The organism is Campylobacter concisus, from assembly GCF_002912425.1.
GTDB lineage: Bacteria > Campylobacterota > Campylobacteria > Campylobacterales > Campylobacteraceae > Campylobacter_A > Campylobacter_A concisus_AH.
Map to the genome: position 1 here is coordinate 18,594 of NZ_POYR01000045.1, position 25,907 is coordinate 44,500.

At 41.7% G+C, this 25,907-nt stretch carries 27 protein-coding genes; 2 read left to right on the forward strand and 25 right to left on the reverse strand.

Annotation, left to right across the window (positions count from 1 at the left end; genetic code table 11):
- Positions 1-20: 20 nt before the first annotated feature.
- The 7 genes from CYP84_RS02610 to ileS all read right to left on the reverse strand — a co-directional run bounded on the left by CYP84_RS02610 (position 21) and on the right by ileS (position 8,324).
- Positions 21-572, reverse strand: a complete 552-nt coding sequence (locus tag CYP84_RS02610; protein WP_103636579.1) for a DNA-3-methyladenine glycosylase I — start codon at positions 570-572, stop codon at positions 21-23.
- Positions 569-1,363 carry a carbon-nitrogen hydrolase family protein gene (locus CYP84_RS02615; protein ID WP_103636599.1) on the reverse strand — a complete coding sequence of 265 codons (795 nt, stop codon included), beginning with the start codon at positions 1,361-1,363 and terminating at the stop codon, positions 569-571. Before CYP84_RS02615 ends, CYP84_RS02610 begins: the two co-directional genes overlap by 4 nt.
- Entirely contained in the window at positions 1,356-1,547 is a 192-nt protein-coding gene (gene xseB, locus CYP84_RS02620) for an exodeoxyribonuclease VII small subunit (protein ID WP_004317712.1), read from the reverse strand. The genes CYP84_RS02615 and xseB overlap by 8 nt, the downstream gene beginning before the upstream one ends.
- A gap of 3 nt (positions 1,548-1,550) precedes the next feature.
- Complete coding sequence (metX, locus tag CYP84_RS02625; RefSeq protein WP_103636580.1) at positions 1,551-2,657, reverse strand: homoserine O-acetyltransferase MetX; 1,107 nt, start codon at positions 2,655-2,657, stop codon at positions 1,551-1,553.
- Complete coding sequence (gene guaB / locus CYP84_RS02630) at positions 2,657-4,105, reverse strand: IMP dehydrogenase (protein WP_103636581.1); 1,449 nt, start codon at positions 4,103-4,105, stop codon at positions 2,657-2,659. The genes metX and guaB overlap by 1 nt, the downstream gene beginning before the upstream one ends.
- 4 nt (positions 4,106-4,109) lie before the next feature.
- The gene (gatA, locus tag CYP84_RS02635; RefSeq protein WP_103636582.1) at positions 4,110-5,468 is read right to left on the reverse strand and encodes an Asp-tRNA(Asn)/Glu-tRNA(Gln) amidotransferase subunit GatA; all 1,359 of its coding nucleotides are present in this window, start codon (positions 5,466-5,468) and stop codon (positions 4,110-4,112) included.
- Positions 5,469-5,567: 99 nt separating this feature from the next.
- Positions 5,568-8,324 carry an isoleucine--tRNA ligase gene (gene ileS / locus CYP84_RS02640; protein WP_103636583.1) on the reverse strand — a complete coding sequence of 919 codons (2,757 nt, stop codon included), beginning with the start codon at positions 8,322-8,324 and terminating at the stop codon, positions 5,568-5,570.
- 95 nt (positions 8,325-8,419) lie between these two features.
- Between ileS and CYP84_RS02645 the strand changes: the two genes are divergently transcribed.
- The gene (locus tag CYP84_RS02645) at positions 8,420-9,517 is read left to right on the forward strand and encodes a CinA family protein (RefSeq protein WP_103636584.1); all 1,098 of its coding nucleotides are present in this window, start codon (positions 8,420-8,422) and stop codon (positions 9,515-9,517) included.
- 122 nt (positions 9,518-9,639) lie between these two features.
- Complete coding sequence (locus CYP84_RS02650; RefSeq protein WP_103636585.1) at positions 9,640-10,890, forward strand: pectate lyase family protein; 1,251 nt, start codon at positions 9,640-9,642, stop codon at positions 10,888-10,890.
- Between the two features lie 49 nt (positions 10,891-10,939).
- On the opposite strand, the gene CYP84_RS02655 is transcribed toward CYP84_RS02650, so the two are convergent.
- Genes CYP84_RS02655 through CYP84_RS02740 form a run of 18 tightly spaced genes read right to left on the reverse strand, consistent with a single transcriptional unit; the run spans position 10,940 to position 25,261 of the window.
- The gene (locus tag CYP84_RS02655) at positions 10,940-13,168 is read right to left on the reverse strand and encodes a hypothetical protein (protein WP_103636586.1); all 2,229 of its coding nucleotides are present in this window, start codon (positions 13,166-13,168) and stop codon (positions 10,940-10,942) included.
- Positions 13,165-13,683, reverse strand: a complete 519-nt coding sequence (locus CYP84_RS02660; RefSeq protein ID WP_103636587.1) for a LolA family protein — start codon at positions 13,681-13,683, stop codon at positions 13,165-13,167. Before CYP84_RS02660 ends, CYP84_RS02655 begins: the two co-directional genes overlap by 4 nt.
- Complete coding sequence (locus tag CYP84_RS02665; RefSeq protein ID WP_103636588.1) at positions 13,680-14,108, reverse strand: acyl-CoA thioesterase; 429 nt, start codon at positions 14,106-14,108, stop codon at positions 13,680-13,682. Before CYP84_RS02665 ends, CYP84_RS02660 begins: the two co-directional genes overlap by 4 nt.
- Complete coding sequence (locus CYP84_RS02670; protein WP_103636589.1) at positions 14,105-15,715, reverse strand: glycosyltransferase family 2 protein; 1,611 nt, start codon at positions 15,713-15,715, stop codon at positions 14,105-14,107. Before CYP84_RS02670 ends, CYP84_RS02665 begins: the two co-directional genes overlap by 4 nt.
- Positions 15,712-17,268 (reverse strand): AMP-binding protein, encoded by a 1,557-nt coding sequence (locus tag CYP84_RS02675; protein WP_103636590.1) that lies wholly within the window; start codon positions 17,266-17,268, stop codon positions 15,712-15,714. The genes CYP84_RS02670 and CYP84_RS02675 overlap by 4 nt, the downstream gene beginning before the upstream one ends.
- A complete protein-coding gene (locus CYP84_RS02680) occupies positions 17,258-17,803 on the reverse strand; it encodes a hypothetical protein (RefSeq protein WP_103636591.1) in 546 nt (181 codons plus the stop codon). Before CYP84_RS02680 ends, CYP84_RS02675 begins: the two co-directional genes overlap by 11 nt.
- Positions 17,793-18,038, reverse strand: a complete 246-nt coding sequence (locus CYP84_RS02685) for an acyl carrier protein (RefSeq protein WP_012140380.1) — start codon at positions 18,036-18,038, stop codon at positions 17,793-17,795. The genes CYP84_RS02680 and CYP84_RS02685 overlap by 11 nt, the downstream gene beginning before the upstream one ends.
- Before the next feature lie 2 nt (positions 18,039-18,040).
- A complete protein-coding gene (locus tag CYP84_RS02690; RefSeq protein WP_012140381.1) occupies positions 18,041-18,298 on the reverse strand; it encodes a phosphopantetheine-binding protein in 258 nt (85 codons plus the stop codon).
- Positions 18,282-19,028, reverse strand: a complete 747-nt coding sequence (locus CYP84_RS02695) for a lysophospholipid acyltransferase family protein (protein WP_103636592.1) — start codon at positions 19,026-19,028, stop codon at positions 18,282-18,284. Before CYP84_RS02695 ends, CYP84_RS02690 begins: the two co-directional genes overlap by 17 nt.
- Positions 19,018-19,686: a beta-ketoacyl synthase chain length factor gene (locus CYP84_RS02700; protein ID WP_103636593.1), complete on the reverse strand. Its 669-nt coding sequence runs from the start codon at positions 19,684-19,686 to the stop codon at positions 19,018-19,020. The genes CYP84_RS02695 and CYP84_RS02700 overlap by 11 nt, the downstream gene beginning before the upstream one ends.
- Complete coding sequence (locus CYP84_RS02705; RefSeq protein WP_103599461.1) at positions 19,686-20,102, reverse strand: excinuclease ABC subunit A; 417 nt, start codon at positions 20,100-20,102, stop codon at positions 19,686-19,688. The genes CYP84_RS02700 and CYP84_RS02705 overlap by 1 nt, the downstream gene beginning before the upstream one ends.
- A gap of 12 nt (positions 20,103-20,114) precedes the next feature.
- On the reverse strand, positions 20,115-21,368 hold the full coding sequence (locus CYP84_RS02710; RefSeq protein WP_103636600.1) for a beta-ketoacyl-ACP synthase: 1,254 nt from the start codon (positions 21,366-21,368) through the stop codon (positions 20,115-20,117).
- Positions 21,368-22,087, reverse strand: coding sequence for a 3-oxoacyl-ACP reductase FabG (gene fabG / locus CYP84_RS02715; protein WP_103636594.1), 720 nt, complete (start codon positions 22,085-22,087; stop codon positions 21,368-21,370). The genes CYP84_RS02710 and fabG overlap by 1 nt, the downstream gene beginning before the upstream one ends.
- The gene (locus tag CYP84_RS02720; protein ID WP_021085290.1) at positions 22,080-22,523 is read right to left on the reverse strand and encodes a 3-hydroxydecanoyl-ACP dehydratase; all 444 of its coding nucleotides are present in this window, start codon (positions 22,521-22,523) and stop codon (positions 22,080-22,082) included. Before CYP84_RS02720 ends, fabG begins: the two co-directional genes overlap by 8 nt.
- Positions 22,520-23,686 (reverse strand): beta-ketoacyl synthase N-terminal-like domain-containing protein, encoded by a 1,167-nt coding sequence (locus CYP84_RS02725; protein ID WP_103636595.1) that lies wholly within the window; start codon positions 23,684-23,686, stop codon positions 22,520-22,522. The genes CYP84_RS02720 and CYP84_RS02725 overlap by 4 nt, the downstream gene beginning before the upstream one ends.
- Entirely contained in the window at positions 23,673-24,029 is a 357-nt protein-coding gene (locus CYP84_RS02730) for a hypothetical protein (protein ID WP_103573589.1), read from the reverse strand. The genes CYP84_RS02725 and CYP84_RS02730 overlap by 14 nt, the downstream gene beginning before the upstream one ends.
- A 46-nt stretch (positions 24,030-24,075) precedes the next feature.
- On the reverse strand, positions 24,076-24,597 hold the full coding sequence (locus CYP84_RS02735; RefSeq protein ID WP_103636596.1) for a 4'-phosphopantetheinyl transferase family protein: 522 nt from the start codon (positions 24,595-24,597) through the stop codon (positions 24,076-24,078).
- Complete coding sequence (locus CYP84_RS02740; protein WP_103636597.1) at positions 24,578-25,261, reverse strand: ABC transporter substrate-binding protein; 684 nt, start codon at positions 25,259-25,261, stop codon at positions 24,578-24,580. The genes CYP84_RS02735 and CYP84_RS02740 overlap by 20 nt, the downstream gene beginning before the upstream one ends.
- Positions 25,262-25,907: the final 646 nt, after the last annotated feature.

Consider the following 25,907-nt stretch of genomic DNA (forward strand, 5'->3'; position numbering starts at 1 on the left):
CAGTAGTGGCGAGCTTAAATTTAGCCTTTACAAAAGCACTCATTTTCGTGATCATCGATGATGTCAACGCCTTGTAAAAACGAGTAGATGATCACAGCACCTACAAATTTAAAGCCACGCTTTTTCATATCTTTTGAGATGCGCTCTGAGAGCTCACTACTTGCTGGCATATCCTTAGCGCTTTTTATGTCATTTATCACGCGTTTGCCATTTGTAAATTTATAGATGTAGTTATAAAACGAGCCAAACTCAGCACAAAGCTCTAAAAAAGCCTTGGCATTTTTTGGCAGAGAGTAAATTTTAAGGCGGTTTTTGATTGCTCTATCGTCACTTAGAAGGCTTTGAAGCTTTGCCTCGTCATAGTTAGCGATCTTTTTTGCATCAAAGCCGTCTAAAATTTGAGCAAGCCCAGCTCTTTTTCGTAGCACATAGTCCCAGCTAAGACCCGCTTGAAAGCCCTCTAAAATGAGCATTTCAAAAAATTTCTTATCATCTTTAACCGCCCTGCCCCACTCATAGTCGTGATAGCTCCTGCTAAACTCGCTCTTTTTGGCCCAGACGCAGCGCTTCATCTTTTAAATTTAGCCTCTATCTGCATAAAGCCCCAGGTGCTTCTAGCCTCGCTAAGCTCCTTTTTACTAAGCTCATCGATCATCATCTCTTCATTTTTACCAAGCCTGTTCTTAACCTCGCCAAATGGACTAATGAGCATCGAATCGCCGTAAAAACTCCACTGCTCGTCCTCGCTCTTGTGGCTCCCCACGCGATTTACGCGAAGCACATAGAGGTTGTTTGTAAAGGCTCTAACCTTTAAAAGCTCCTCCCAGCGCGCCTGAGAAAAAAACGTGCAAGCCGTTGGCACAAGCACGATATCGACCTTTTTAGCGCTCATATACGCCCAGCAAATGTCAAAGTGCGCCTCGTAACCAAACATGACGCCAACCTTAAATTTATCGTATGTAAAGATGGGTAAATTTAGCTCCTCGCTTGCGTTGCTAAAAAACTTCGCCTCGTTCCAGTGTGCATAAGACATGAGAATTTGCTGGTCATATAGTTTTACTTGTGTTTGGCTAAATTTGGCTAGGCTCTTAAAAATCTCCTTGCCTTTTAAATTTATGATAGGTGCGATGATGTTTAGATCATACTTTTTTGCCATCGCAAAGAGCGCCTCTTTTTTGCGCTCGCTCTGCTCTTTTATGAGGCTTTTTGGCATGCTAGCAAGCTCTTTAAAGAAGCTATTTAGCACGTATTCGCCAAGCACAATCAGCCTTGCGTTTTCATCCGCGCAAATTTTAAGGTAATAATCAAGCCTAGCCTCGCTCAAAGGCTGCGTTGGTAGCTGAAGGGCGCAAATTTTACTCATCATCCACCTGCTTTATGCTAAGTTTTGCGTTTTCTAAAATTTCTCTTGCTTCATTTAAGAGCTTTTTGCCCTGCTCGTGCAGCTTTATGCTATTTTCTAAGCTCACGTCGTCTTTGTTTAGATCGTTTAAAATTTTATCAGCTAGGGCTAATTTCTCTTCAAAGCTTTGCTCTTTTTGCTCCATTTTCTATCCTTTTAATATATTTTTTATATATCCATCAAATTTTTCTATCTCGACCAAAAAGGCGTCGTGGCCGTAGTTGCTATCTATCTCTACAAAATTTGTCTTTGCCTCCCGCCCCATCTCGCAAAGTGCGTCATAAATTTCTCTCATGCAGCTTGGCGGAAAGAGTAGATCGCCTTTGAAAGCGACTAGATGCAAATTTGCTTTGATCGGTGCAAGGGCGTCTTTTAGGCTATCATAGTGCCTTGTACAGTCAAAGATATTCATCATCTTTACGATATATAGGTAGCTTAGTGGGTCAAACCTCTTTGGGAAATTGTAGCCGTTATACTCCATGTAGCGATCGACCTGAAAATGTCCAAAAAGATCGTAAAGACCGTCAGTTTCTACGTAGTTTCGTCCAAATTTTTTATCCATGCTATCAGGGCTTAAAAAGCTGATGTGCCCTGCCATCCTGCCGTAAGCCATGCCTTTTAGCCCGTTTTTTCTTATAAATTCTGCGTCATATTCGCCGTTTTTAAAATTTTCATCATTTAAAATGGCTTCGATCGCGATTTTGTTAAACGCTATCGCCCAGGGCTTTGTTTGATATGTGCTTGCAAGCATGACGATATCTTGTGCAAATTCAGGAAACTCAATAGCGTAGCAAAGTGCCTGCATACCGCCAAGACTGCCGCCGATGACAGCCCTTGCTCTTGTGATGCCAAGCTCGCTAAATAGCCTCATCTGCGCCTTTACCACGTCGCTTATGGCAAGGACTGGGAAATTTAGCCGATACTCTTTGCCGCTACTTCTATCCACGCTTAATGGCGAGGTCGAGCCAAAGCACGAGCCTAAGATATTTACGCAAATAACGTAAAATTTATCCGTATCAACCGCCTTTTTGCTGCCTATTAGCCCGTCCCACCAGCCAGCTTTCTCATCGCCTGCGTATGTGCCAGCAGCGTGGTGCGAGCCAGTTAGGGCGTGGCAGATCACAATAACGTTGCTTTTATCAGCATTTAGCGTGCCGTAGGTCTCGTAAATAAGCTTGAAATTTGATAGCATACGGCCACTCTCAAGGTAGAGTGGCTCGTTAAATTTAATAGTTCTAGTTTGCAGGTCTAACACTAATTAACTTTGTAGTTTGGTGCCTCGTGAGTGATAACTACGTCGTGGACGTGGCTCTCTTTTAGTCCTGCGCTTGTTATCTCGACAAATTCGGCTCTTTCTTGAAGAGCTGGGATATCTTTTGCGCCGACATAGCCCATAGCGCTTCTTAGGCCGCCTATTAGCTGATGGATCACATCTTTTATGCTGCCAGCAAATGGCACACGGCCTTCGATGCCTTCAGGCACAAGCTTGTCTTGAGCAGTGCCCTCTTGGAAGTAGCGGTCAGAGCTGCCCTTTGTCATAGCGCCTATTGAGCCCATACCGCGATATACTTTATACTGGCGACCTTGGAATGTTATAAGCTCACCTGGACTCTCTTCGCAACCTGCTAGCAAGCTGCCTGCCATAACGCAAGCTGCCCCTGCTGCAAGGGCTTTTGCCACGTCGCCTGAATATTTTAAACCACCATCTGCAATAACTGGGATGCCATATTTCGCTGCTTCGCTTGCGCAGTCATCGATAGCTGAAATTTGAGGCACGCCAACGCCAGCAACGATCCTTGTGGTACAAATAGAACCTGGTCCGATGCCCACTTTTATGCCGTCAGCTCCTGCTTCTGCTAGGTCTTTTACGGCTGCTGGGTTTGCGATATTGCCAGCTACGACATCGACTTTAAAATTTGCTTTTACCTCTTTTAAAGTGTCGATGATGCCCTTTGAGTGACCGTGAGCTGAGTCGATGACGATGACATCTACGCCAGCATCAACAAGTGCTTTAGCGCGATCTATCTGACCCACGCCAATAGCCGCAGCCACGCGAAGTCTGCCGTAGCTGTCTTTGTTTGCGTTTGGATACTCTTTGCGTTTTTTTAGATCTTTTATGGTGATAAGTCCGTCAAGTCTGCCGTCTTTATCGACGATAGGTAGCTTCTCAACTCTGTTTTGAGAGAAAATTTTCTCCGCATCATCAAGTGTGCAGCCCTTTGGTGCAGTGATAAGCGGTGCTTTTGTCATGCGGTCTTTTACCAAAGTGCTCATATTTGTCTCAAATCTCAAATCGCGGTTTGTTAAAATTCCTATTAGTTTGCGGTCTTTGTCGATGACAGGAACGCCTGAAATATGAAGATCTGACATAAGGCTTAGAGCTTCAGCCACGGTTGCTTCTGGATTTATAAAGATAGGATCGATGATGACGCCACTTTCGCTTTTTTTAACGCGTTTGACCTCTTTTGCTTGGCTTTCGACGTCCATATTTTTGTGGATGACGCCGATACCGCCCAGCCTTGCCATCATGATAGCAGTTCTATGCTCAGTCACCGTATCCATCGCAGCAGAGACGATCGGGATATTTAGCGTGACATTTTTGCTGATCCTGGTTTTGACATCAACTTGCTTTGGCAAAATTTCAGAGTATTGCGGCACAAGAAGCACATCCTCAAATGTTAAAGCTCTCTTTACTATCTTCATATTTTTATCCTTTTATTAAATTTTCTAGGCTCTTAGCACCATTTATCAAGGTCTGTTCGTCCCACGCTTTTGCGATGAGCTGGGCGCTCACGTTTAAATTTTGATCATCTTTGCCAACTGGCACAGAGATAGCTGGCAGGCCTGCTAAATTTACGCTGATCGTGTAGATATCGCTTAAATAGGCTTGAAGCGGATCGCTGTGTGCTCCAAATTTATAAGCTGTGCTTGGAGCAACTGGCATGAAGATGAGATCATTTTCTTCTAAAATTTTCTCATATTGAGCTTTTATATGCGCTCTTGCTTTTTGCGCTTTGATGTAGTAAGCATCGTAGTATCCGCTACTTAGCACAAATGTACCAAGCAAAATTCTTCTTTTTACCTCTTCGCCAAAGCCCTCTGAGCGTGAATTTACATATAGCTCTTTTAAATTTCTAGCCTCTGCGCGTCTGCCATATCTCACGCCATCGTAGCGGCTTAAATTTGCGCTTGCCTCTGCGGTTGCGATGATGTAGTAGGCTGCAACGTCATATTTTGAGTCTTCAAAATTTGTGTAAGTTACGCTGTGACCGTGTGATTTTAGCTTTTCTATGGCTAAATTTAAAGCAGTTTTTGTCTGCTCGCTTGCGTTTTCTACGTAGTTTTTGATGACACAAATTTTTAGTTTTTTGTTGCCATCTATCTTGTCGCTCACGCTCACAAACGGCACATCTGCGCTCGTGCTATCTTTTGGATCGTGTCCAGCGATAGCGTCATATAAAATGGCAGCGTCTTCTACATTTTGCGCTATAGGGCCTATTTGATCAAGACTGCTTGAGTAGGCGCCAAGGCCGTATCTGCTCACTCTGCCGTAAGTTGGCTTAAGTCCTACGCATCCGCAAAATGCCGCTGGCTGGCGGATCGAGCCACCAGTATCGCTACCAAGTGCGGCTACTGCAAGACCGGCTGCGACTGCTGCTGCTGAGCCACCGCTACTGCCACCTGGGACGTGAGCGTGATTTAGTGGGTTTAGTGTTTTGCCGTAAAATGAGCTCTCAGTCGTGCTTCCCATCGCAAATTCGTCCATATTTGTGCGGCCAAATGGAGCTAAATTTTTACCAAGTAGCTTTTCGATGACAGTTGCGTTATAAGGTGCTACGTAGCCTTGTAAAATTTTTGAGGCACTTGTTACGTTCCAGCCTTTTACTTGGATGTTGTCTTTTATAGCGATAGGCACGCCCTCGCCTAGTTTTGCGATATCTAAATTTGCTAGCTGCTCGACATAAGCGCCAAGCTCTTTTTCTTTTATGATCTTCGCCTCAAGCTCGGCTCTTAAATTTTTTATCTCTTCAGCTGAAAATTTCAAAGCTTCTTTTAAAGTTACCACTATTTTTATCCTTTAAATTTATTAACCAAAAATATGCCAAACAAGCTAACAACGACCACCGCAGCGATCGTTGCTATTATGATAGTTGCGCTTACTGGCTCACTTAGCACTTATGACCTCTTCGCATCTTGGGCATAGCGCATCTTCTTTGCTAGCGTTAAATTTCCAGCATCTTGGGCATTTGTGAAGGTTGCTTGCTATGATCTTAAATTTATCACCATCTAGCTCAAACTCAGCTAATGGCTCGCTATCATCATAAGCTTTAACTGAGCTTACCATGTAAAGATCGGCCACTTCGCGCTCGTCGTAGTTTGTGATGTTGTGGTTTGTGGTCTCTAGACTTAGCTCTAGAGTTGATTTTATCTTTTTGTCCTTTTTAAGAACGTCCACGATCTCGTTAAATTTCTCCCTGCTGGCAAAAAGCAGCTCATCTTCAAAGCTAAGATCAAATTTGATTGGCTCATAGACTAGGTCAAACGCGTCTTTTGCCTCGCCTTTGATGATCTTTGGAGCGTAGTCCATCACCTCATCAACGGTGTAAGTAAGCGTTGGAGCGATGAGTGGCAAAAGTGCCTTTGTGATGATCGCCATCGCGCTTTGAGCAGATCTTCTTCTTGGAGCGTCTTTTGCGTCGCAGTAAAGTCTATCTTTGCAAACGTCAAGATATACGCCGCTAAGATCGGCTGATAGGAAATTTAAAAGGATGTTAAAGCCCTTTGAAAAGTCGTAGTTTCTAAAGCAAGCGCTCGCCTCATCAAAGACCTTTTTAGCGCGTGCTAGTATCCATTTATCAAGGATGTTAAACTCTGTATTTAAGCTCTCAAGATCATTTACGTTTGCTAGTAAAAAGCGGATCGTGTTGCGGATTTTGCGGTATTGCTCGCTTATTTGTTTTAATATATCTTCGCTTATCTTTAGGTCGCTTGAGTAATCACTCATACCAACCCAAAGACGTAAAATTTCTACGCCGTGAGTCTTAGCCACGTCTTGTGGAGCGATGACGTTGCCCTTACTCTTACTCATCTTCTCGCCCTTAGCATCGACTGTAAAGCCGTGAGTTAGTATGCTCTCATAAGGTGCGTGAGAATTTATAGCTGTGCTTACTAGAAGCGAGCTTTGAAACCAGCCGCGGTGCTGATCTGAGCCCTCTAAATACATGCTTGCAGGGTATTTGCCAGCGTCGTAGTTGTCGCTTTGCAAGACCGCGTGCCAAGTCGAGCCGCTATCAAACCAAACATCAAGGATATCCATCACTTTTTCTAAATTTTCAGCCTTGTATTTTGTACCCTTTGGTAAAAGCTCGTCTATACTTAGCGCCCACCACGCATCAGCGCCTTTTTCTTTAAAGATAGCCACGATGTGGTCTAAAATTTCACTATCAAATATAACTTCTTTTGTCGCTTTATCTCTGAAAAACGCGATCGGCACGCCCCAGTCACGCTGGCGAGAGATGCACCAGTCTGGGCGATTTTCTATCATCGAGCCTATTCTTTTTATGCCCACGCTTGGGTAAAATTTAACCTTTTCAAGCTCTTTTAGCGCTGTTTGTCTAAGCGTTTTACCGCCTAGTTTAGCCTCGTCCATAGCTATAAACCACTGCTTTGTGGCTCTATAAATGACAGGCTTGTGTGTTCTCCAGCAAAATGGATAAGAGTGCCTAAATTTAGATACGCTAAGTAAGCTTTTGCCAAGTAGCTCTAAAATTTTCTCATTTGCTTTAAAGATGTGCATACCGACAAACTCATCTACCACGTCGCTTCTAAATAGTCCGTGATGTTTTATGCTCTCATCGTAGCAGCCACCATCATCAACTGGCATCAAAATTTCGCTAAAGCCATATTTCAAACAGACGTAGTAGTCGTCCTCGCCGTGTCCTGGAGCTGTATGAACAAGTCCAGTACCTCCATCCATCATGACGTGATCGCCTAGTAAAAATTTAGACTTTCTGCTGTTTAGTGGATTTATCGCGTGGGCGTTTTCAAGTAGGCTTGATTTAAACTCTTTTTTGATCTCGCCCTTGCTTAGGCCACTCTGCATGATGCTCTCAAGTAGAGGCTTTGCAAAGATCAAATTTTCAGCCGTTAGCACATAAATTTCATCTGGTTTTAGGCTTATGGCTTGATTTGCTGGAAGTGTCCAAGGTGTAGTTGTCCAGATGACAGCGCTTGCCTCTTTTACGCCAAGCTTTTCTAGCGCGTCGCCATCAAGCTCAAATGCTACGTAAATAGAGTAGTCCTCTTTCTCCTCGTACTCGACCTCAGCTTCAGCTAATGCCGATCTAGCCGCCCAGCTCCAATAAACTGGCTTGCTTCTTTCAACCAAAAGCCCCTTTTTAGCGATCTCGCAAAGCGCTTTGTAGATGTCAGCCTCAAACTCAAATTTCATCGTCATGTATGGATTTTCAAAGTCGCCGATGATGCCAAGGCTTTTAAATTCATTTCGCTGAATGTCTATAAATTCTCTCGCGTGCTGCCTGCAAAGCTCCCTGATCTCGACCTTGCTAAGCTCTTTTTTCTTATCGCCAAGCTTTACTTCGACTTGCTGCTCGATCGGCAAGCCGTGGCAGTCCCAGCCTGGCACGTAGCGGACATTTTCGCCGTAAAAATAGTGCGTTTTTGTGATGATATCTTTTAAAATTTTATTTAACGCGTGGCCGATGTGTAGGTGGCCGTTTGCATACGGAGGGCCGTCGTGGATGTTGAAGTTTTTAACCGCATTTTGGCGATTTTTCTTCATTTTTTCATAAACCTTGCGCTCTTCGTACCATGATTTTAGTCTTTGTGGTTCATTTTGTGGGAGATTTCCGCGCATTGGGAAATTTGTCTCTGGGAGTAAAAGTGTCTCTTTGTAGTCCATTTTTTACCTTGATTTTAAAATTTGCTAATTTTACACCTGTGCTGGTTAAATCACACTGAAAAATAGTATAATGAGGCAAAAAAAGGAGCTTAAAAATGAGACAAAGTATCTTGATAATAGGCGAAGATCTTGAGATAAATAGAGAATTTCTAAACTACATTTTTCAAAGTTACGAGGATCATTTTGGTGAGCTTGGAGTGGTCAGTTTTGCTCCAAAAAATAGCAAAGAGCTACCTTTTATCATCGAAAATTTATCAAAAGATTACGACTTTGTAAGCATTTTTGGCTCGGATGAAAATTTTGCCATCGCCGCAAAGATCGTAGCGACGCTAACTGGGGGCTCGCTCGAGCTAAAAGATAGCACGACCCTTGCGCTTAAAGATAGCTTAGACTACTCTAAAAATAGCTTTTTAGCCAGCCTAAATAACGCCCAGATAAATCTCATAAAAGCTAATCCAAATGAAGAACTGGGCGAGTTTCTAACCGAGTATGAGCCTGATTTTAGCTACTTTCATCTAATAGACATCGACGCAGATAGCGCGAAGATCCTTATGCTGCCACTTGCTAAAACTTATGAGGTCGATATAACCATTGCGCAGATCCTGCCAAATTTGATACTAGCAAGGGCAAAAAGTAATAAATTTGGCCAGATCGAGAGCTTTTTACAAGGGGTAAAAACGCTATTTTCGCAAAAATTTATCCCGCAAAAAGATGTGATCAAATTTGTAGCAAAAAAGCTCATGCAAAAGGGGCTTAAAATTTCATTTGCCGAGTCTTGCACGGCTGGTCTTGCGGCGGCTAAATTTGCAAGATATGGCGGCATCTCAGCTAGCTTTGATGGCTCTTTGGTGACTTATGCAAACCACATAAAGCACGAATGGCTGGGCGTTGAGGATGAGATTTTAGATACTTACGGAGCCGTGAGCGAGCCTTGCGTAAAAGCGATGGTAAAAGGCACGCTAAGCACGACAAATGCGGACTTTGCGCTTGCGATTAGCGGTATAGCAGGACCTGGTGGGGGCACAGCTAGCAAGCCAGTTGGCACGGTATATGTCGCAGCTGGTGATAGAAACGGCAACATCGAGGTTGAGAGGCTACTTTTAAAAGGGGAGCGCAACTACGTTAGAGATCAAAGCGTGCTAAGTGCCTATCTATGCCTACTTCGGCTAAAAAGCGAGATATTTTTCGCGTAAATTTTGCTTTTACTAAAAATTTATAAAAGCCTTACACTAAATTTAATGAGCTAAAATAAAATCCAGCGGTGATATTTACAATAAAATATCAAGAATAAAAAGCCAAATTTAGGAGGCTAAAGATGTTTAAAAAGATATTGTTACTCGCCATTAGTGCGTTATTTGCATTTGGCGCTGAGGCACAGGTGGGCGAGATAAAAGCAAGTGACTCGCCCTTTGGTTACGCTAGCATTGGTGCGGAGCAAAATTTTGGCGGATATACTGGCAAAGAGAGTAAAGAGGTCACCGTAAAAGAGAGACAAGAGCTCGTAAAATACGCCAAAATGGGTGGCTACGTCATCTACATAGATGGGCTCATAGACCTTAGCGAAGGCAAGATCCCGCAAAATGGCAATAGCTTGGGTCTGGATAAATTTATAAGTGAGATTAGCGGTGGCGAGTTTGACACTTATACCAAATTTATGCAGGCTTACGGCGCTTCATGCCATGCAAATTTAGATGGTTCGCAAGATCCAAAGTTAGCAGCTCTTCGCAAAAATTTAGCCAACGAGTGGAAAAAGCTCATCGTAGTGTCGGTAGCTAGCAATACCACGATAATCGGCCTAGGCGAAAACTCAGGCATAAAAGGTGGCTCATTTTTGCTAAAAAATGTCCAAAATATCGCGATCCGCAACATGCTGATCGAAGATGCTTTTGATCCATTTCCAGATGTACAAAAAAATGATGGCTTTAACGCGCAATATGACGGCGTTAGTATAGATTCAAGTAAAAATATCTGGGTAGATCACTGCCATTTTAAGGACACTGTGGATCTTAGCCATGTGCATTTAGCAGGCGGAGAGCTTACTAAATGGCAAACTTATGACGGACTATGCGACATCAAGGGAGACAGTGCGGCTATCACGATCTCGCACAACATCTTTGAAAACCACGACAAAACGATGCTAATAGGCTCAAGAGACTCTGACGGCAGCAGCGAAACGAGAACTATAACGGTCGCTCATAACATTTTTGACAACTGCGCGCAACGCCTACCTATGGCACGCAATGCAAAGGTGCACGTCTATAACAACTTTTACGACTCAAAAGATGGCTTTTATGACCAAAAATATGCCATTGGCGTGCGCTTTGGCTCGCTAGTATACGCTCAAAACAACTACTTTACAAATGGCGTCAAGATAAGCTACAAATGTAACAAAGGCACCATTTTTGAAAGCGGCAACATAGACCTTTCTAAAAAGGGCAGCGTTTGCGAAAAGCTAACCAAACCGCCATTTGAGCCTCCATATAAATTTGAGCTCCTCGAAGCTTCAAACGTCCAAAAAGAGGTAAAACAAAACGCAGGCACAGGCAAACTAGCCGTCATAAAATAATATCACCAAAGCCCCGAGCTAGCCAAACGCTTGGGGCGTGAAAACAAAGCTAAATTTTTATATTTTTACAAGATAAAACGCTAGCACATAGCCCATATATCAGCACGCAAAGGCTAACGCTTAGCCCAAAGACGCTAAGAGCGGCGGTCTGGCTAAAAGAGAGCGTAAAAAACGAGATAAAACTCGTGATAAATGCGCAAAATATCCCATAAATTCGCTCTTTTTCGCTAAGGCTCTCATTTAGCGCAAATATCATGTAATCAATCCCCACAGCGCTTGCAAGGATGAGCCCAAAGACGCCAAAGATGCTTAAATTTACGCCAAAAATGGCAAAGATAAAGAGCGTAAGAAGCACGCCAAAGATGATGACGCTCATCACAAGTGCCGAGATAAGCGCACTAAAATAAAACCAAAGCAGTAAAAACGCGACCACAAGAGCTACTATTTTTAGCTTTAGAGCAAGCTCTTTTGCCTGAGTTAGGCTCTCATTTAGCGAGCTAGCGAAATTTAGACTAAAGGCGTTGTGGCGCTCTAGCACCTCATCACTTGCCGCCCCTTTTACAAAGCCACTCACGTAAGCCACACTTGCATTTTCATCAAGGACAAATTTCTTAAAATCCTTCATCGATTTTAGAGCCAAAATTTCACCAACACTAAGCTCTTTTTCGTCCAAAATCTTTAAAATTTCACTTCGCACTTCATCCTTGCTAAAGTCAAATTTCTCATAAATCACATAAATTTGCTCATCATCAAGCGCCTTTTTAAAGGCCTCTTTTAGCTCGCTCTGCTCGCTTTTACTTAAAAATATATCGCTTAGCGAGCTCTCATCTTTTATCAAATTTCTCTTTTTTAGCTCATCTAAAAGACTCTTTTCATCACCCAAAATGTCACCTCTTGATCTTGTCACTATCATCGTATTTTGGTTGTTGCCAGTTAGACTTAAGATATAAGAAGAGTCCGCTAGCAGGCTCTTTGGCATATTTGAGTAGTCTTTTACGTTTTCGCTTTTTGATAAATTTTTAAGATCAAAACCAAGAAAAATAGCTAGTAAAATAAGTGAGATAGCTAGAAATTTAACCCCCAAATGCCTAGCAGCCGCGTCTGAGAGATCACAAAATTTAATTAAAAACGCGTCAAAAATCTTTGATCTATAAAATTTCACCCCTTCAAAGACTAAAGGCATGAAAAAGTAGCTAGCTAAAAACGCAGCAACTAGCGCAAATGCTGAAAATAGCGCCACCTCTTTAAGCAGCCTAAGATCAGAAAAAGTAAAAGCCAGATAGCCACTGAGCGTGATAAGTAGGCCTAGTAAGAAAATTTTTAGCATATTTTTTATGCTGCTAGCCCTGATCGCTTCGCCCTCGTTTTTGCTAAGCCAGTGCAAGACGTAGTCAAACATGAGGCCAATGAGGCTCGTGCTTATTAAAATAGTAAGGATATTTAGCTCATTTAGGCAGAGCAAAGTGCCTGCAAATGCCACACTAAAGCCAAATGCAGCTATAAATATCACATAAAAAATTCGCAAATTTCTAAAAGCAAGCATCAAAAATATAGCGGTTAGGCTTAGCGAAACCACGCTCATATAAAGGCTCTCGTTCTCGTTTTTTTGCTTTGAAAATGCCTGATAAAGGGCGCTTGAATGCACAAAAAGCTCGTTTTGCCCAACTTTTAGCGCTTCTAGCTCGTTATAAAATTTTATTAGCCCCTCGCTCGAAGCTCCCTTTTTTAGCTCGCCTTTTAGCAAGAAAAAGCTCTTTGCACCGTCCTTTACCTCAAGCATGAGATCTGCTAAATTTAAGCTTATGTTGCCATTTTTTGCGCTAAAGCCACTACTTAGCGAGAAAAAATCATCATTTACATTTAAAAGCCTAAAGCTAAAGCTGTTAAAAATTTCCTCTGCGCGCTTTTTGAAAAAGGCGTTTTTGTCACTCTTTAAAAGCTCCAAATCAGCCCTACTTAAAAGAGCGATCTTTGAGCGATTGATGTCATTTTTTATATCATTTAAATTTACGTCGATGTTCGCCTCAAAGCTCTTAAAAAGCGAGCTTTTAAGCGCCAAGCTTTGCACGTCATTGGCTAGCTCTTTAGAATTTACAAGTACCAAAAAATTTGACGCCATCTCATCTTGCACCTCTTTTAGCACCTTTGCCTCTTTGGCGTCTTTGAAATTTATAAGCGAAAATATATCAGTTTGGACGTTTTTTAGGCTCGCAAGCGAATATCCAAGCGAGGCTAAAAAAACAAAGATAAAAGCCAAGATCGTGGCTAGTTTTTTCATTTTATACTAAACTCATTTATCGTTTTATCGCCGCTTACCTCGTCAAGCTCGATCTTTTTTACCGCCTTGTCGCCACTTATCTTTATGGATTTAAAAATTTGTTTAAAGAGTAAATTTTTAGGGCTTAGCTCTATGCTCCACTCTTTTTGGCTGCCGCTTGTCTTTATGTCAAATTCTTTCCTAAGCTCACTCTCATCAAGGCTGATGATAGCAAGAAAGAGCTTTTCATCAAAATTTGCGCTCGTCTTTTCAAGCTTGCCATTTTCGTTTTTAAAAATGCCATCTTTATTTATAAAAACCTTTGATAAGGCAGGCTCTAGCGTATCCCAGTAAAGACCGCCCTTTTCTAGCTTAAACTCGCCAGAGCTTTTTATGCTTTTGTTAAAGCCAGCTAGACTCTTTGTCTGCGTGAAATTTCCGCTTACTCCATCTGTTTTTACTATATTTTTAAGCTCACCCAGCTCGTAGCCAAAGCAAGATATAAAAATGGCTAAAAAAAGAGCTATTTTTCTCATCTTTTCTCCTTTTCATTGTAGGCTTTAAGCGCCTTTTTTAGGGCTTCTGGCATCTCAAAGCAAGTTTGCAAGCTCTTCATCTCGATGACAGCTTGGGCGGTATTTGCCTCACTTAGTTTTTCGCCCTTTTCATTTTCTATAAGGTAGTGAAATTTCAAAAACGTTTCGCACTCGCTAAGCGTCGTCGTGACCTTTATGACGTCGTTAAAAAAGGCTGGACGCACGTACTTTACGTCAAGCTTTACGATAGGAAAGGCGTAACCATCTTTTTTCATAGCGATGTAGTTGTATCCTAGCTTGTCAAGTAGCTCGCAACGCGCCATTTCTAGGTACTTGACGTAGTTGCCATGCCACATCACCTCCATGCTATCAACGTCAAAAAACGCCACTTTAAATGTGCTAACGTGTGAAATTTTCACTTTCATCTCCAAAAATCAAAAAAGTTAAACCACTGCGACGGGCTCTTGCACGCTCTTGATTCAAGCTGCCTTACATAGCTTTGCACGTATGGCAGGACGCTTGCCTTGCGGTCTCTGCTAAGCTTTATCTCATCAGCGATATCGCTTAGCTCTATATCAAATTTATCGCCCTTTTTTATGCACCAAAGCGCACTCATCTTTACTCCCAAAATGCCAGCTAGCAAGTATGGGCCGTAGTTAAATTTAGCCTCCTTGCCAAGAAAGCTAAGCCTTATAAATTTATCTCCATTAAGTGGTGTCCTATCGCCCATTATACCGATATTTACGCCATCTTCAACCGCCTCTTTTAGCTGCATCATCGCGGCTGCATCAAGCTTTTCAACGCTTATTAGTTTGATCTGGCCCTTGCTGATCTGCTCTAAAATTTTATAAAAATTCTCACTACCCTTGCTATAAACCAAGATGATCATGCGAAAATTTGGCGATCTAAGTGAGAGCGCCTTGCAAATTTCTACATTACCAAGATGGCTTGTAAGCACGATCCTACCACGCTTTGAAGCTTCAAATTCATCTTTGATACTGTTAAATTTACTAAACTCTAGCTCGCTTTCAAGCACGCCATTTTGCCAGATGCGAAATTTATCACATATTGCTATGCCAAAGTCGTAAAAGTTGCTAAAAACGCCAGTTGCCGGCTTTTTACCGCTAAATTTCTCTACATTTAAAAGAAATTCTCTTATATTTTCTCTCTCAACTTTTGAAAAGAGATAGTAAAAGCAAACGACGATGATAACGATAGGTTTTATGAGAAATATAGGCAAATTTCTAGTTAAAAATAGACTAACTCTAAGAAAAAATTCGTTCGATCTCTCGCCCTTTTGCCACCATGCATATTTTTGCCCTTTAAAGGCTTTGCCAAGCAAAAATGGCACTAAAGTAAAAAAATATCTTGCGTGCATGAGGCTTATTAGCGCGTTATCTTTTAGCATTTTAAAGTGTGAAACGCCGCCAGCTTCGTAGCTCACTTTTAGCGCTATCCACTTGATCTCTATGCCAGATCTTATGGCATTTACCAAGATCTCCATGTCAAATTCCATCCTATTTGAGCTACTTTTAGAGGTCGCACTCTCAAGCTCTTTTAGAGGATAAATTCTAAAGCCACACATCGCGTCTTTGATGTCAAAATTTAAAGTGTTGATCTTGACCCAAAAATTTGTGATCTTTCTGCCATAAAACCTCGACTTTGGCGCGTCTTCGCCGTATATTGGATCAGCCATGATTAGGTCATTTGGATATCTTTTGCTAAGCTCCAAAAACTCCGCTACCAAGCTTATGTCGTGCTGAAAGTCAGCGTCGATCTGAAATGCATGCGTATAGCCATTTTGCAAAGCGTGCCTAAAGCCGTCTTTTAGTGCAGCCCCCTTGCCGCCGTTTTGCGCTCTTGTTAAAATTTCTACTCCAAATTCGCTCAAATTTTGCAAAGCTTTTTTTGAAGCTTCGTTTGAGCCATCATCGACTATCAAAATGTGTAGATCATATCTTGCAAGCGCCTCACAAAGGGCTTTTATCGTTTCTGGATGGTTGTAAAATGGTATGAGAAAGAGCGTCTTCATAGGCCCAGCTTTATCCTGCCACAAGCACTTCTAGCGCCGTTACAAAATATCTCAAAGTAAATCTTCTCATCTCTTTGCGAAATTTCTATACAAAGCTCGTCATTTGGCCTTACAAATTTTAAAAATTTCAAATTCTCCAACACACATTGATCGCCTATTTCTGCGCCAAGCTCTATTGCAAATTTAAATACAAAATCAAGCTGCACAAAGCCAGGCAAAAGCGGTAAATTTGGAAAATGCTCCATAAAAATGCCAAGCGCAGGACTTAGCTTTGTCCTAAATTTATAAACGCCATCCTCGCTACTTTTCTCCCAAGAAAGCTCCTCGTTTTTTTCTAAAAGAGTTTTAAAATTTGCCTTTAAAAACTTGCCCTGAGCGTTTTTACAAAGCGAGCTAACGATCTTAAAATATCTAACACTATTTTTAAACTCAGGCCTTAAAAGCTCATTTAGCCTTGCTACGACGCCCTTTTTGCCGCTATCTCTAAAGAGCTTCACGCCATCTTCGCTAAGCTCCAAAAGCGCAGCTAGACGCTTAAATTTAGGATGAGTGTCGCAGTAGCAGTCTTTTAAAAGGCCACTTTCAAACATCTTATTTTCGATGCTTATTAGATTGACCCTTTTGTCATTTAGCTTAACGATCCTATCGATCCTGCCCTTTAGCGTGAGCCTGCTGCCATCTATCTGCGCCCAGTCGCTAGTTTGGAAAAACTCGCACCAAGGCGAGCTCACATTTAACGCCTCGTCCTCGCTAAGAGCCGCTTTTACCTTGCTAAAAAGCAAGAGCTCATCGCCTAAATTTCTAGCAACTATGCCAGTTTCGGTGCTACCATAAATTTCAATTATCCTAGCGCTACTTAGGCTTTCTATCTTTGCTCTTAGCTCGCTCTTTAGTGCTGAACCTGCGCAGATGATGTTTTTTAACCCTGAAATTTCAGCTGCTCTTGGGCTAGAAACTAGCGTTTGAAGCAAGACTGGGCTTGTTACGAAGGTTAAATTTGTAAGGTCTAGCTCAAAGATCGCCTCTGGGTAGTTTAGCTCCTTGCTAACAGCCTTTGCGCCAGAGATGAGCGGTAAAAAGATCTTAAATGTAAGGCCAAACATGTGCTGGTGCGAGACGCTAGCAAAAAATTTATCACCCTCGCCAAATCCAAGCTCATCTTTTAAAAATAGCCCCTCATCTATCATCGCGCCAAGGCTTTTTTGGATATTTTTACTAGCTCCACTTGAGCCTGAGGTTTGGAGAAAAAATGTAGAATTTTGATCAAATTTTAGCTCCATGCTCTTGCTAAAGTCTAAAAAATCACCAAAATTTTCATCATTAATGACAAATTTATCCCCGCTATATATCGGCTTTGCAAGCAAGATAGGTTTTACGCCGATAGCAAGCGCTCCAAAAAAAGCGGCGCAAAACTCAAAGCTCTCGCTTAAATAAATTTCTATCTCGCTTAAATTTTTCTCTTTTAAATTTGCCCCAAAAGTAGCCGCGTACTCGTAAAGATCCTTGTTGATATCCACAAATTTAAATGCCTTTAGGCTCTTTTTAAAATCCATTTTCCCTCTTTAAAATAAAAATTTTACGATATAAAATTTCGCCAAAAAACAAAACTCCCATCAAGATATAAGATACAAATGAGCAGTAAATGCTCCAGTAAATTTTATCTTCAAACTGCGCCAAAACAAAGGCAAAAGCTGCGTTAAAAACGAAAAACCAGCACCAAATTTTAGTTAGCCCTCTTGTGTAGCTAACGACTTTTTCGTCTATATTTTTCTCTTTTAGCCTAGCAAGCCTTGTTATGACTGCCTCGCCCTTTAAGCTGTAAAAAAATACCGCCAAAAAGCCAAGACTTACGATACTTGGGTATAAAAGCGCTAAATTTACACTTCTAAAAATAGCGCAAATGGCAAAAAATAGCCCAGCCACTAAGCAAACCTGCCTTGTTTTACCGCTTTCAAAATAAGCCCTAGCCAGCCAAAGAGCGCAAAGAGCGCAAAAGATAAGAGTTGCACCCTTTTGCCAAAAAAATAGCACCAAAGGGTAGGCGATGCTTGCTAAAACTAGCGCTACTTTTACTATCTTATGCTTCAAATTTCTTTGCAACGGCTTTTACGATATCATCAAGTGTTTTTACGTTTTTAAAGTCCTCTGGCATCAGTCTATAACCAGTTTGGCGCTTGATGTAATCAATCATATCAATAGCATCTATGCTATCTATCTGCAAGTCCTCATATATCCTAGTTTCAGGCTTTATCTTGCTCTCGTCTATCTCAAAAAGCTCGATCAAAGCCTTCTTTAAAATTTCAAAAATTTCTACTTCGCTCATCGTTATTTCCTATTTTCGTAAATGTATTTTGCAAGAGAAGATACGCTAAAGAATATCTCTTTTAAATTTGCTGTCTTTGAGTCAAGCACGAGGCCATATTTTTTCTGCACAGCAAGCCCAAGCTCTAGTGCATCGACGCTGTCAAGTCCGAGCCCCTCGCTAAAAAGCGGTGCGTTCTCGTCGATATCGCTTGGCTTCATATCCTCTAAATTTAAGCTTGTGATGATCAGCTCTTTTATCTCATTAACTAGTTCTTTCACTAAATTCCTCCTTATAAATTTTACTTATCTCATCATGCAAGGCTCTCGCCCTTACGGGGCTTGGCCTATCTTTTAAAAACTCACTAACTTCAAATTTCTTTAGCTCTTTAAAGACATACTTTATCTTTTCATCTGGCGTTTTGTACCATGGCTCATTTTTTCTAAGGCTTCTTGGAGCCATATTTATACCAACGCAAACCACGTTAGACGCGCCTTTTATGCCCATATATGCGGCTGCTTTATGAAAGATGATCTCCTCTTTCGTGCGCGTGCCCTCTGGGAAAATGAGCAAATTTTCGCCGCTTTTTAAAACATCTACGCTTTTTTGTAAAAATTCCTCGTTATTTGTGTTTGGTATGTAGTTGCACGCCCTAATAGCCGCAAATAAAAATATATTTTTGCCAAGCTCGCCCTTTACGACGCAGTTTATCCTTTTAAATTTTGAAACCAAAAAGACCACATCAAGCAGCGAAGGGTGGTTTGCGATGACTAAATTTGAGCCGCCATCTAGCTTTGTAAGCTCAAATTTATAGTCTAGATACCCACAAATTTTAGTAACTTTTATAAAAAATCCCCAAGAAACTCTAACAAGATCTCGGCATAAATTTTGCATAAATTTAAATTTATTTAGCCCCAAAAGCACGACTGGCACTAGCAACATATCGCCACTTATGCAAATGAGCGCAAAAAAGAAAAATAAAAATCCAGCTCTTACGATTTTAAGGCTCATAGCTAAAATTCCAAGACGCGAAATGACTGCTACTTTGCCACTTTTTTGCCAAATTTGGGTCAAAATTTACGATGAAGCTTTGTAGTAAATTTTCTGAAATTTTTTCTTCTTTTTCCACTCTTTTTAGAGTTAAAACTCTCTTATCTTTTGCCTTTGAGACGACAAGAGCTAGCATAAACGATGACTTTTGCTCATCAAAATAGCTCTGCGATATCGACTCATGATAGGCAAGGATGAGCACCTTTTCATATCCGTCATTTAGCCTTAAAAACGCAGCTTGCAGCGCGTCTTCTACTGGGCTAAATGAAGAGATGGCTAGAATTTCATTGTGATTTTTAGCTTCGATGCTAAGAAGCGACGAGATAGCGTTATGCACGGAGAGTGAAAACGACGTTGGCGATAGTGGCTCAGCCTTTGCAAGCGCAGTTTCTAGCTCAAAACAGCGATTTATCTCGCCCTCATAAGAGCTAAAAATGACTGGCATATCGATGCTCTCAAAACTACTAAGCAGGCTAAAAGCGCACTTTGCAGCACTACTTAGCCTTCTTCTTTGCATGGGCGGGATCTTTGCTAGATCGAATTCTTTTTTGTATCTAGCCAGATCCTCGCTGATCTGGCCATAAGCTATAGCGTCATAAAAATCTACTTGAAATTTCATTATTTCGCGATGTCACCTTTTAGTGTAACGCCAGACATCAAAGAACCGCTGCCGCACTGAAACTGGGTTTTAGAGTTAAACGGCTGTTTTTTGTAGTATCCAGTCAAATTTACAACCTTCGTGCCGCCCTCTTTCACCGCTCTTTCTTGAAATGACTTTAGAGCAGAGAGAAGTGCGATCTGGCAAGCCTCTTCGTCGCTTTTGTTAAAACCATTTGTCTTTTTGTTTGACGTTAGGTCTTTAACGATTATGTTGCCTGTGTAGCCTGTGCCAAAGCTAACGCTAACGTTTGGTAGCAAAAATTCTTTAGCCTTTGGGCCCTTTAAGAAGTCCAGCGAGTGGTACTTCACGTCATCTCTAGCGCTAAGGCTTGAAGCAAATGCCAAAACGGCAACTAATGAAACTAATCTTTTCATCTTATATCCTTTTTAAAATTTGTTATCTACTCTTTTAAATATCAAAGATGTATTTACACCGCCAAATGCAAAGTTGTTACTCATCACAAAGTCTGTCTTTATCGGCGTTGGCTCCTTTAAGTAGTTTAGCTTTGCACACTCAGGATCAGTTACTTTTAAATTTATAGTTGGGAAAAATAGCTCTTCTCTCATCATCATTATGCTTGCGATAGCCTCCAGCCCGCCACAAGCGCCAAGCGTGTGACCTAGATAGCTTTTAAGTGAGCTAATGGCAATGTCCTCTCCAAAAAGCTCGTTTGTAGCGATACTTTCAGCTATATCGCCATGTTTTGTAGCGGTCGCGTGGGCATTTACGTAGCCTATGCTCTTTGGCTCTAGTTTTGCCGCGCGGAGTGCTAGGCTCATCGCCGCTTTCATCGTAGCACTTTGTGGTCTAGTTATGTGCGTGCCGTCACACGTTGAGCCAAAGCCAACGACCTCAGCGTAAATTTTAGCTCCTCTTTTTAAGGCGCTCTCTTCGCTTTCAAGCACTAAAAATCCAGCTCCCTCGCCAAGTACCAAGCCATCTCTATCTTTTTCAAACGGCGTTGGGGTCAAATTTGGCGTGCCATTTTTGACACTAGTCGCATAGAGCTTGTCAAAGACGTACGCCTCGCTCACGCAAAGCTCCTCAGCTCCACCAGCTAGCATCATATCTATGCTGCCATTTTTTATGCTCTCATAAGCGTAGCCAATGGCGTGTGAGCCGCTCGTACATGCCGAAGATGTAGGGATGATGCGTCCTTTTAGCGAGTAAAATAGCGCGATATTTGCCGCTGTGGTGTGAGGCATCATTTTTATGTAAGTATTTGCGTTAAAGCCGCTATCCATGTCCAAAACTAGCTTTGCCATGTCAAGGATAGAGTCGGTGCTACCAGTGCTTGAGCCACTTGCCACGCCCATTCTACCGTCTTGCACGCTTGGGTCTAAATTTGTAGCCTGCAACTCTTCACCATTTAGCAAGCCAGCGTCTTTTAAAGCAAGTCCAGCTGCGTGTACGCTATAACATGAGACCTTACCAAGGCTTCTTAGCTGTTTTCTGTCCCACTCCTGTGGGTGTTTGTAGTCTATGATGGGTGCTGCTAGGCGTGTGTTTAGCTCCTTATAGCCCTCCCACTCGCTCATATATCTCACGGCGTTTTTGCCCTCAAGAAATTTAGCCCTCATCTCCTCCCAGCTGTTGCCAAAAGCACTGACTGCACCGATACCTGTGACAAATACACGCATTAGCAAAGTCCTCCATTTACGCCGATAACCTGCCTTGTGATGTAGCTAGCCTCGCCACTTAGTAGAAATTTAACAAGTCCTGCCACCTCATCTGCCTCGCCAGCTCTTTTTGCAGGTATGGCCTTTAGCACTTCGTCTAAGAAGTCGCTATTTAAAATTTCTTCGCTCATATCTGTCTTTATAAGCCCAGGCGCTACGCAGTTTACTGTTATGCCCCTGCTGGCAAGCTCGACTGCAAGGGCTTTGCTAGCTCCTATGATGCCAGCTTTGCTAGCTGAGTAATTCACCTGACCTCTGTTACCAATAACCCCTGAAACAGAGCTTAGCGTAACTATCCTAGCTGGCTTTCTAGCCCTTATCATGGGCATTAGTGCTGGCCTTAGGACGTTGTAAAAGCCATTTAAATTTACATCTATCACGTCAAACCACTCTTCGTCGCTTAGCCCCACAAAGGTATTATCCCTTGTTATGCCAGCGTTTAAAATAACGCCATAATAGACGCCATTTGCCTCCATGTCGGCCTCTATAGCTTCTTTAGCCGCAGCAGTGTCAGCCACGTCAAATGTCATAAATTTAGCCACAAGCTCGCCAGCCATCTTTAAAAGCTCATCGCTCTTACTTCTTGCGTGAAGCACCACTTCGTACTCACCAGCAAGGCGCCTAGCGATGCTAGCTCCTATACCTCTACTTGATCCAGTTATCAATACTCTCTTACTCACTAAGTGCCTTTTTTACAAATTCTTCATCAGGGCTCATAACGTTTAAAACCGCCCTTGCGCCAAGCTCACCATTTACAAAAAGCTCGCTGTCATAAACGCCAAAACCGCTCTCATCTTGGATCGAGCACTTTGAGACGATCACTATCTCATCGCCCACTTTAAAATACGGCCTAAAAATTTCAAATTTTCTACTGCCAAGCAAAAAGCCAAATATCGCCTTCTCACCCCTTAGTTCACGCATCTTTGAGTCATAAATCCCAAGGCTTTGAGCCATCATCTCTATCGCCTTTTGCGTCATAAATTTACCATCTTCTAAAAAGGGATTTTGCTCATTTATCACGCTTCTTACTTTTATGCTCTCACAAGGGATAAATTCTAAAATTTCATCGATCAGGGTTATGGCGCTGCTGTGCGGCAAATAATCACTTATCATCATCTCACTCTTTTAAATATTATCGCGGCATTATCTCCGCCAAAGGCAAAAGATAGCGACATCGCTGTTTTTACGTCAAATTTCGTGCCACTTTTTACTAAATTTATAGCCTCCAAGCTCTCATCATACTCGCCGTCATAGACGTGTGGCGGCAAGGTGCTATTTTCCTCCATGCAAAGCATAACGCAAATGGCGCTCTCAATAGCTCCAGCAGCCCCAAGCGTGTGACCGATCTGTGGCTTTAACGTGCTTGCAAAGGTGGCACCAAGCGTTAAATTTACAGCTTTTGCCTCCATTTTGTCATTTGCCTGCGTGCCGGTGCCATGCAAATTTACATAGTCCACGCCACACATGCCAGCTCTTTTTAGCGCGCCCTCTATGCAGTTTACCGCCATTTTAGCGCTAAAATCAGGCTGCGTCATATGAAAAGCGTCGCAGTTTGAGGCTGAGCTGGCGACTACGACGTTTGAAATTTCATCACGGCTTAGCAAAAATAGCCCAGCTCCCTCACCGATATTTATCCCCTCTCTATTTTTAGAAAAGGCGTGACTTGGGGCACTACTTAGGATGCTAAGCGAGTTAAAACCATTTATCGTAAGCGTATTTAGGCTATCGACGCCGCCACAAATGACCGCGTCACAAAGCTCGCTCTCAATGAGCCTTTTTGCCTCAATAACCGCCTTAACACCAGAGGTGCACGCAGTCGATACGCAGTAGCTTGGACCGCTAAGCTCGTAAAAGTCGCTCACAAACTCAGCCACGTTTGCAAGGCAGTTTCTGTTTATGCCAAACCTGCTTTTATCAAAAAATCCAGTCGCGATATAGCCTTTAAATGGCTCGAAATTCTCCTCAACACCGCTTGTTGTAGTGCCAAGAACTACTCCCACTCGGCTTTTGCCATATTTTTTGATAGCTCTTTTTATCTCAGCATCGATCTCTAGCATCGTGCTTAAAAGCAAAGCATTTGTGCGAGTTTTGAAGTGCTCTTTAGTTTTGCTTGAAAAGCTAGGTAAAGTGCCATTAAATTTACCCACCAAAAACTCATTTTGCGGGTGAAATTCAGAACTTTTACTTAAAAATCTCTTGCCGCTTAAAAGCGAGCTTAAATTCTCATCACTACTACTGCCTGCGGCACTGATAATGGCTGGTTTGCTAACGTAGATCAACGCTTTTTACCTCATAAATTTGATCATCTATCATAAATTTTTGCTCATTTTTTTCATCTTTTATCATCTCAAGCACCTTGATAAAAAGCTCATTGTAGGCGCTATTTGGCGGCAGGAAGCCCAAATTTGCAAACGTGCCGTCCTTTAAAACTCGCCTAGCTTCTGGTGCTCCAAGTGCATTTACAAGGCTAAATTTATACTCATTCTCACTATTTTGCACATAGAGCATTAGCGGCCCTTTTGATGAACTGACCTTAAATGCCTTTAAGCTAAAATCCGCCAGCTTTGGCGCATCAAATTTCTTCGCACAGCCAAGAGCTAGAAGCGTTACCGCAAGAATCATAGCTATCTTTTTTACAAGCACTTTTTACCTTTTTAGTGTTCTAAAATCATAAAAATTTAACAATTATATCTTTGCTATGCTTAAATGCAAGGCAAATGATAAATAGATTATTAATAATCAAGTATCTTCTATCCATTTCATCAAATTTAGCGCCAGCAAGGTCGTTAAAGGCTAAATTTTTGGCCTTTATCACAGCCTCTTTTGCGGTGTAAATTTCATAAAATTTTTGCATTTTGTCTTTGGCGTTTGCGTAAATTTCGCTCTCGTTTTTGTTAAAGCAAAATTTGATCACTCCGTCAAAATTTCGCTCTTTTAGCTCCTCCACATCAACGCCAACTTTTTCTTTTGAGATAGCCAAAACGGCGATATTTTCTTTGTGAGAGAGGCAAATTTTGCCCCGTTTTTTTGCTTTAAATTTTAAATAGCGAGAAAGTTTAAACGAGTTTGAATTTACTAAATTTGGATATTTTTTTAGCTTTCTACGCCCTTTTCTATCTAGCATCTTTGGGCTAAATTTCTCAGCCTCAAAGCCGATAAAAAGATAAATTTCACCCCTTTTTATAGGCATTTTCAACTCTTTTTTTATACTCTTTTGCACTTTCAAGTGCTCCTATAAACTCGCCACTAACCGCCCTTAAAGCGTCATTTTGAAGCTCGCTCTCATCCTTAAACGATCTAATCCTTGACGTAAAAGAGACCTCATCATCTCTAAAATCAGCCTCTTTTAGATCGAAATTTAAATTATTTATTTTGCTATTTAAGATATGCAAAGCGCATTTTCTTGGTCCAAAGATGAAATTTCGCTCTTTTAATGGCTTTAAACTCCTTACCAAAATGCCGCCATAAAGCGCTGGCTCGCTCTTAAAAGAGATGTCAAAACCAAAGTTGTGAAAGTAAATTTCGCCAGCCTCGCACGATCTTTTGTAGGTGTTTGCATCAAAGCAGGTGTAAATTTCAAGCTCGCTAAATTTATACTCCGCGCCGCTTACAACGAGGATCTTGCTTTGCATCAGCTCACGCAAAAAGCCCTGAAATTTCGCGTCAAGATACGCTTTAAAGCCCGCTATTTTAAGAAGCTCCTCTCTTTGGCTCTTATCTAAGCTTTTAAAACCATCTCGCCTGAGTGCTTTAAATTTCTCTTTGTCAAAATGACTTTGCTTTAAAAACTCACTAAGCATCGCCGCTAGATCAAAATTAGCAAAATGGCTTTTAAGTAGCTCGCCTGATAGCATTTTTGCTCCTAATTTTTTGGCATATTTTAAGAAATTTAGCTTTTATATGCAAATGCTGGGTCTAAAATATATGAAATAACTTCTTGGTTTATAAATTTTTTATCCAAAAAGGGAGACAAGGGGGCTCGAGTTACGGTCTGCTTGCAGTTGCGAGCTTGCGAAGCAAAGCCGTCCCCTTATCCCCCTTTTAAAATCCCTCAATCCCCTCGCACGTTAGAAGTGCATGCGATAGCACTATCGTGCCACATGCGGTTTGTCATCAGATAAATTTTCAGCAAATTTTAAAATTTATGAGCGAGCATATCACGCTTCTAAATTTAGTGGCGAATAGTTATAAGCCCTAAATTTAGTAAGTTACTAAGGCAAGCGAGTAAAGTTTTAAAATTTGCAAAGCAATCTAATCAAATTTAAATGTTTGTTTTCTTTGTTAAGGGGGAAGAGGCTTGAATTACGAAGTCGCTCTCTTCCCCCTTAACGATCCCCTAACTCCGACGACGTTAGAGGTGCATGCTTCAGTGCTTCGCACTGCATGCGGTTTATTTTTAAGAAATTTCTAGCAAATTTTAAAATTTCATGAGCGAGTAATTTCGGCTCTAAAATTTGAGCTAAGCTGTAAGCGAAGCCAAATTTTAGTAGTCAATTCTTG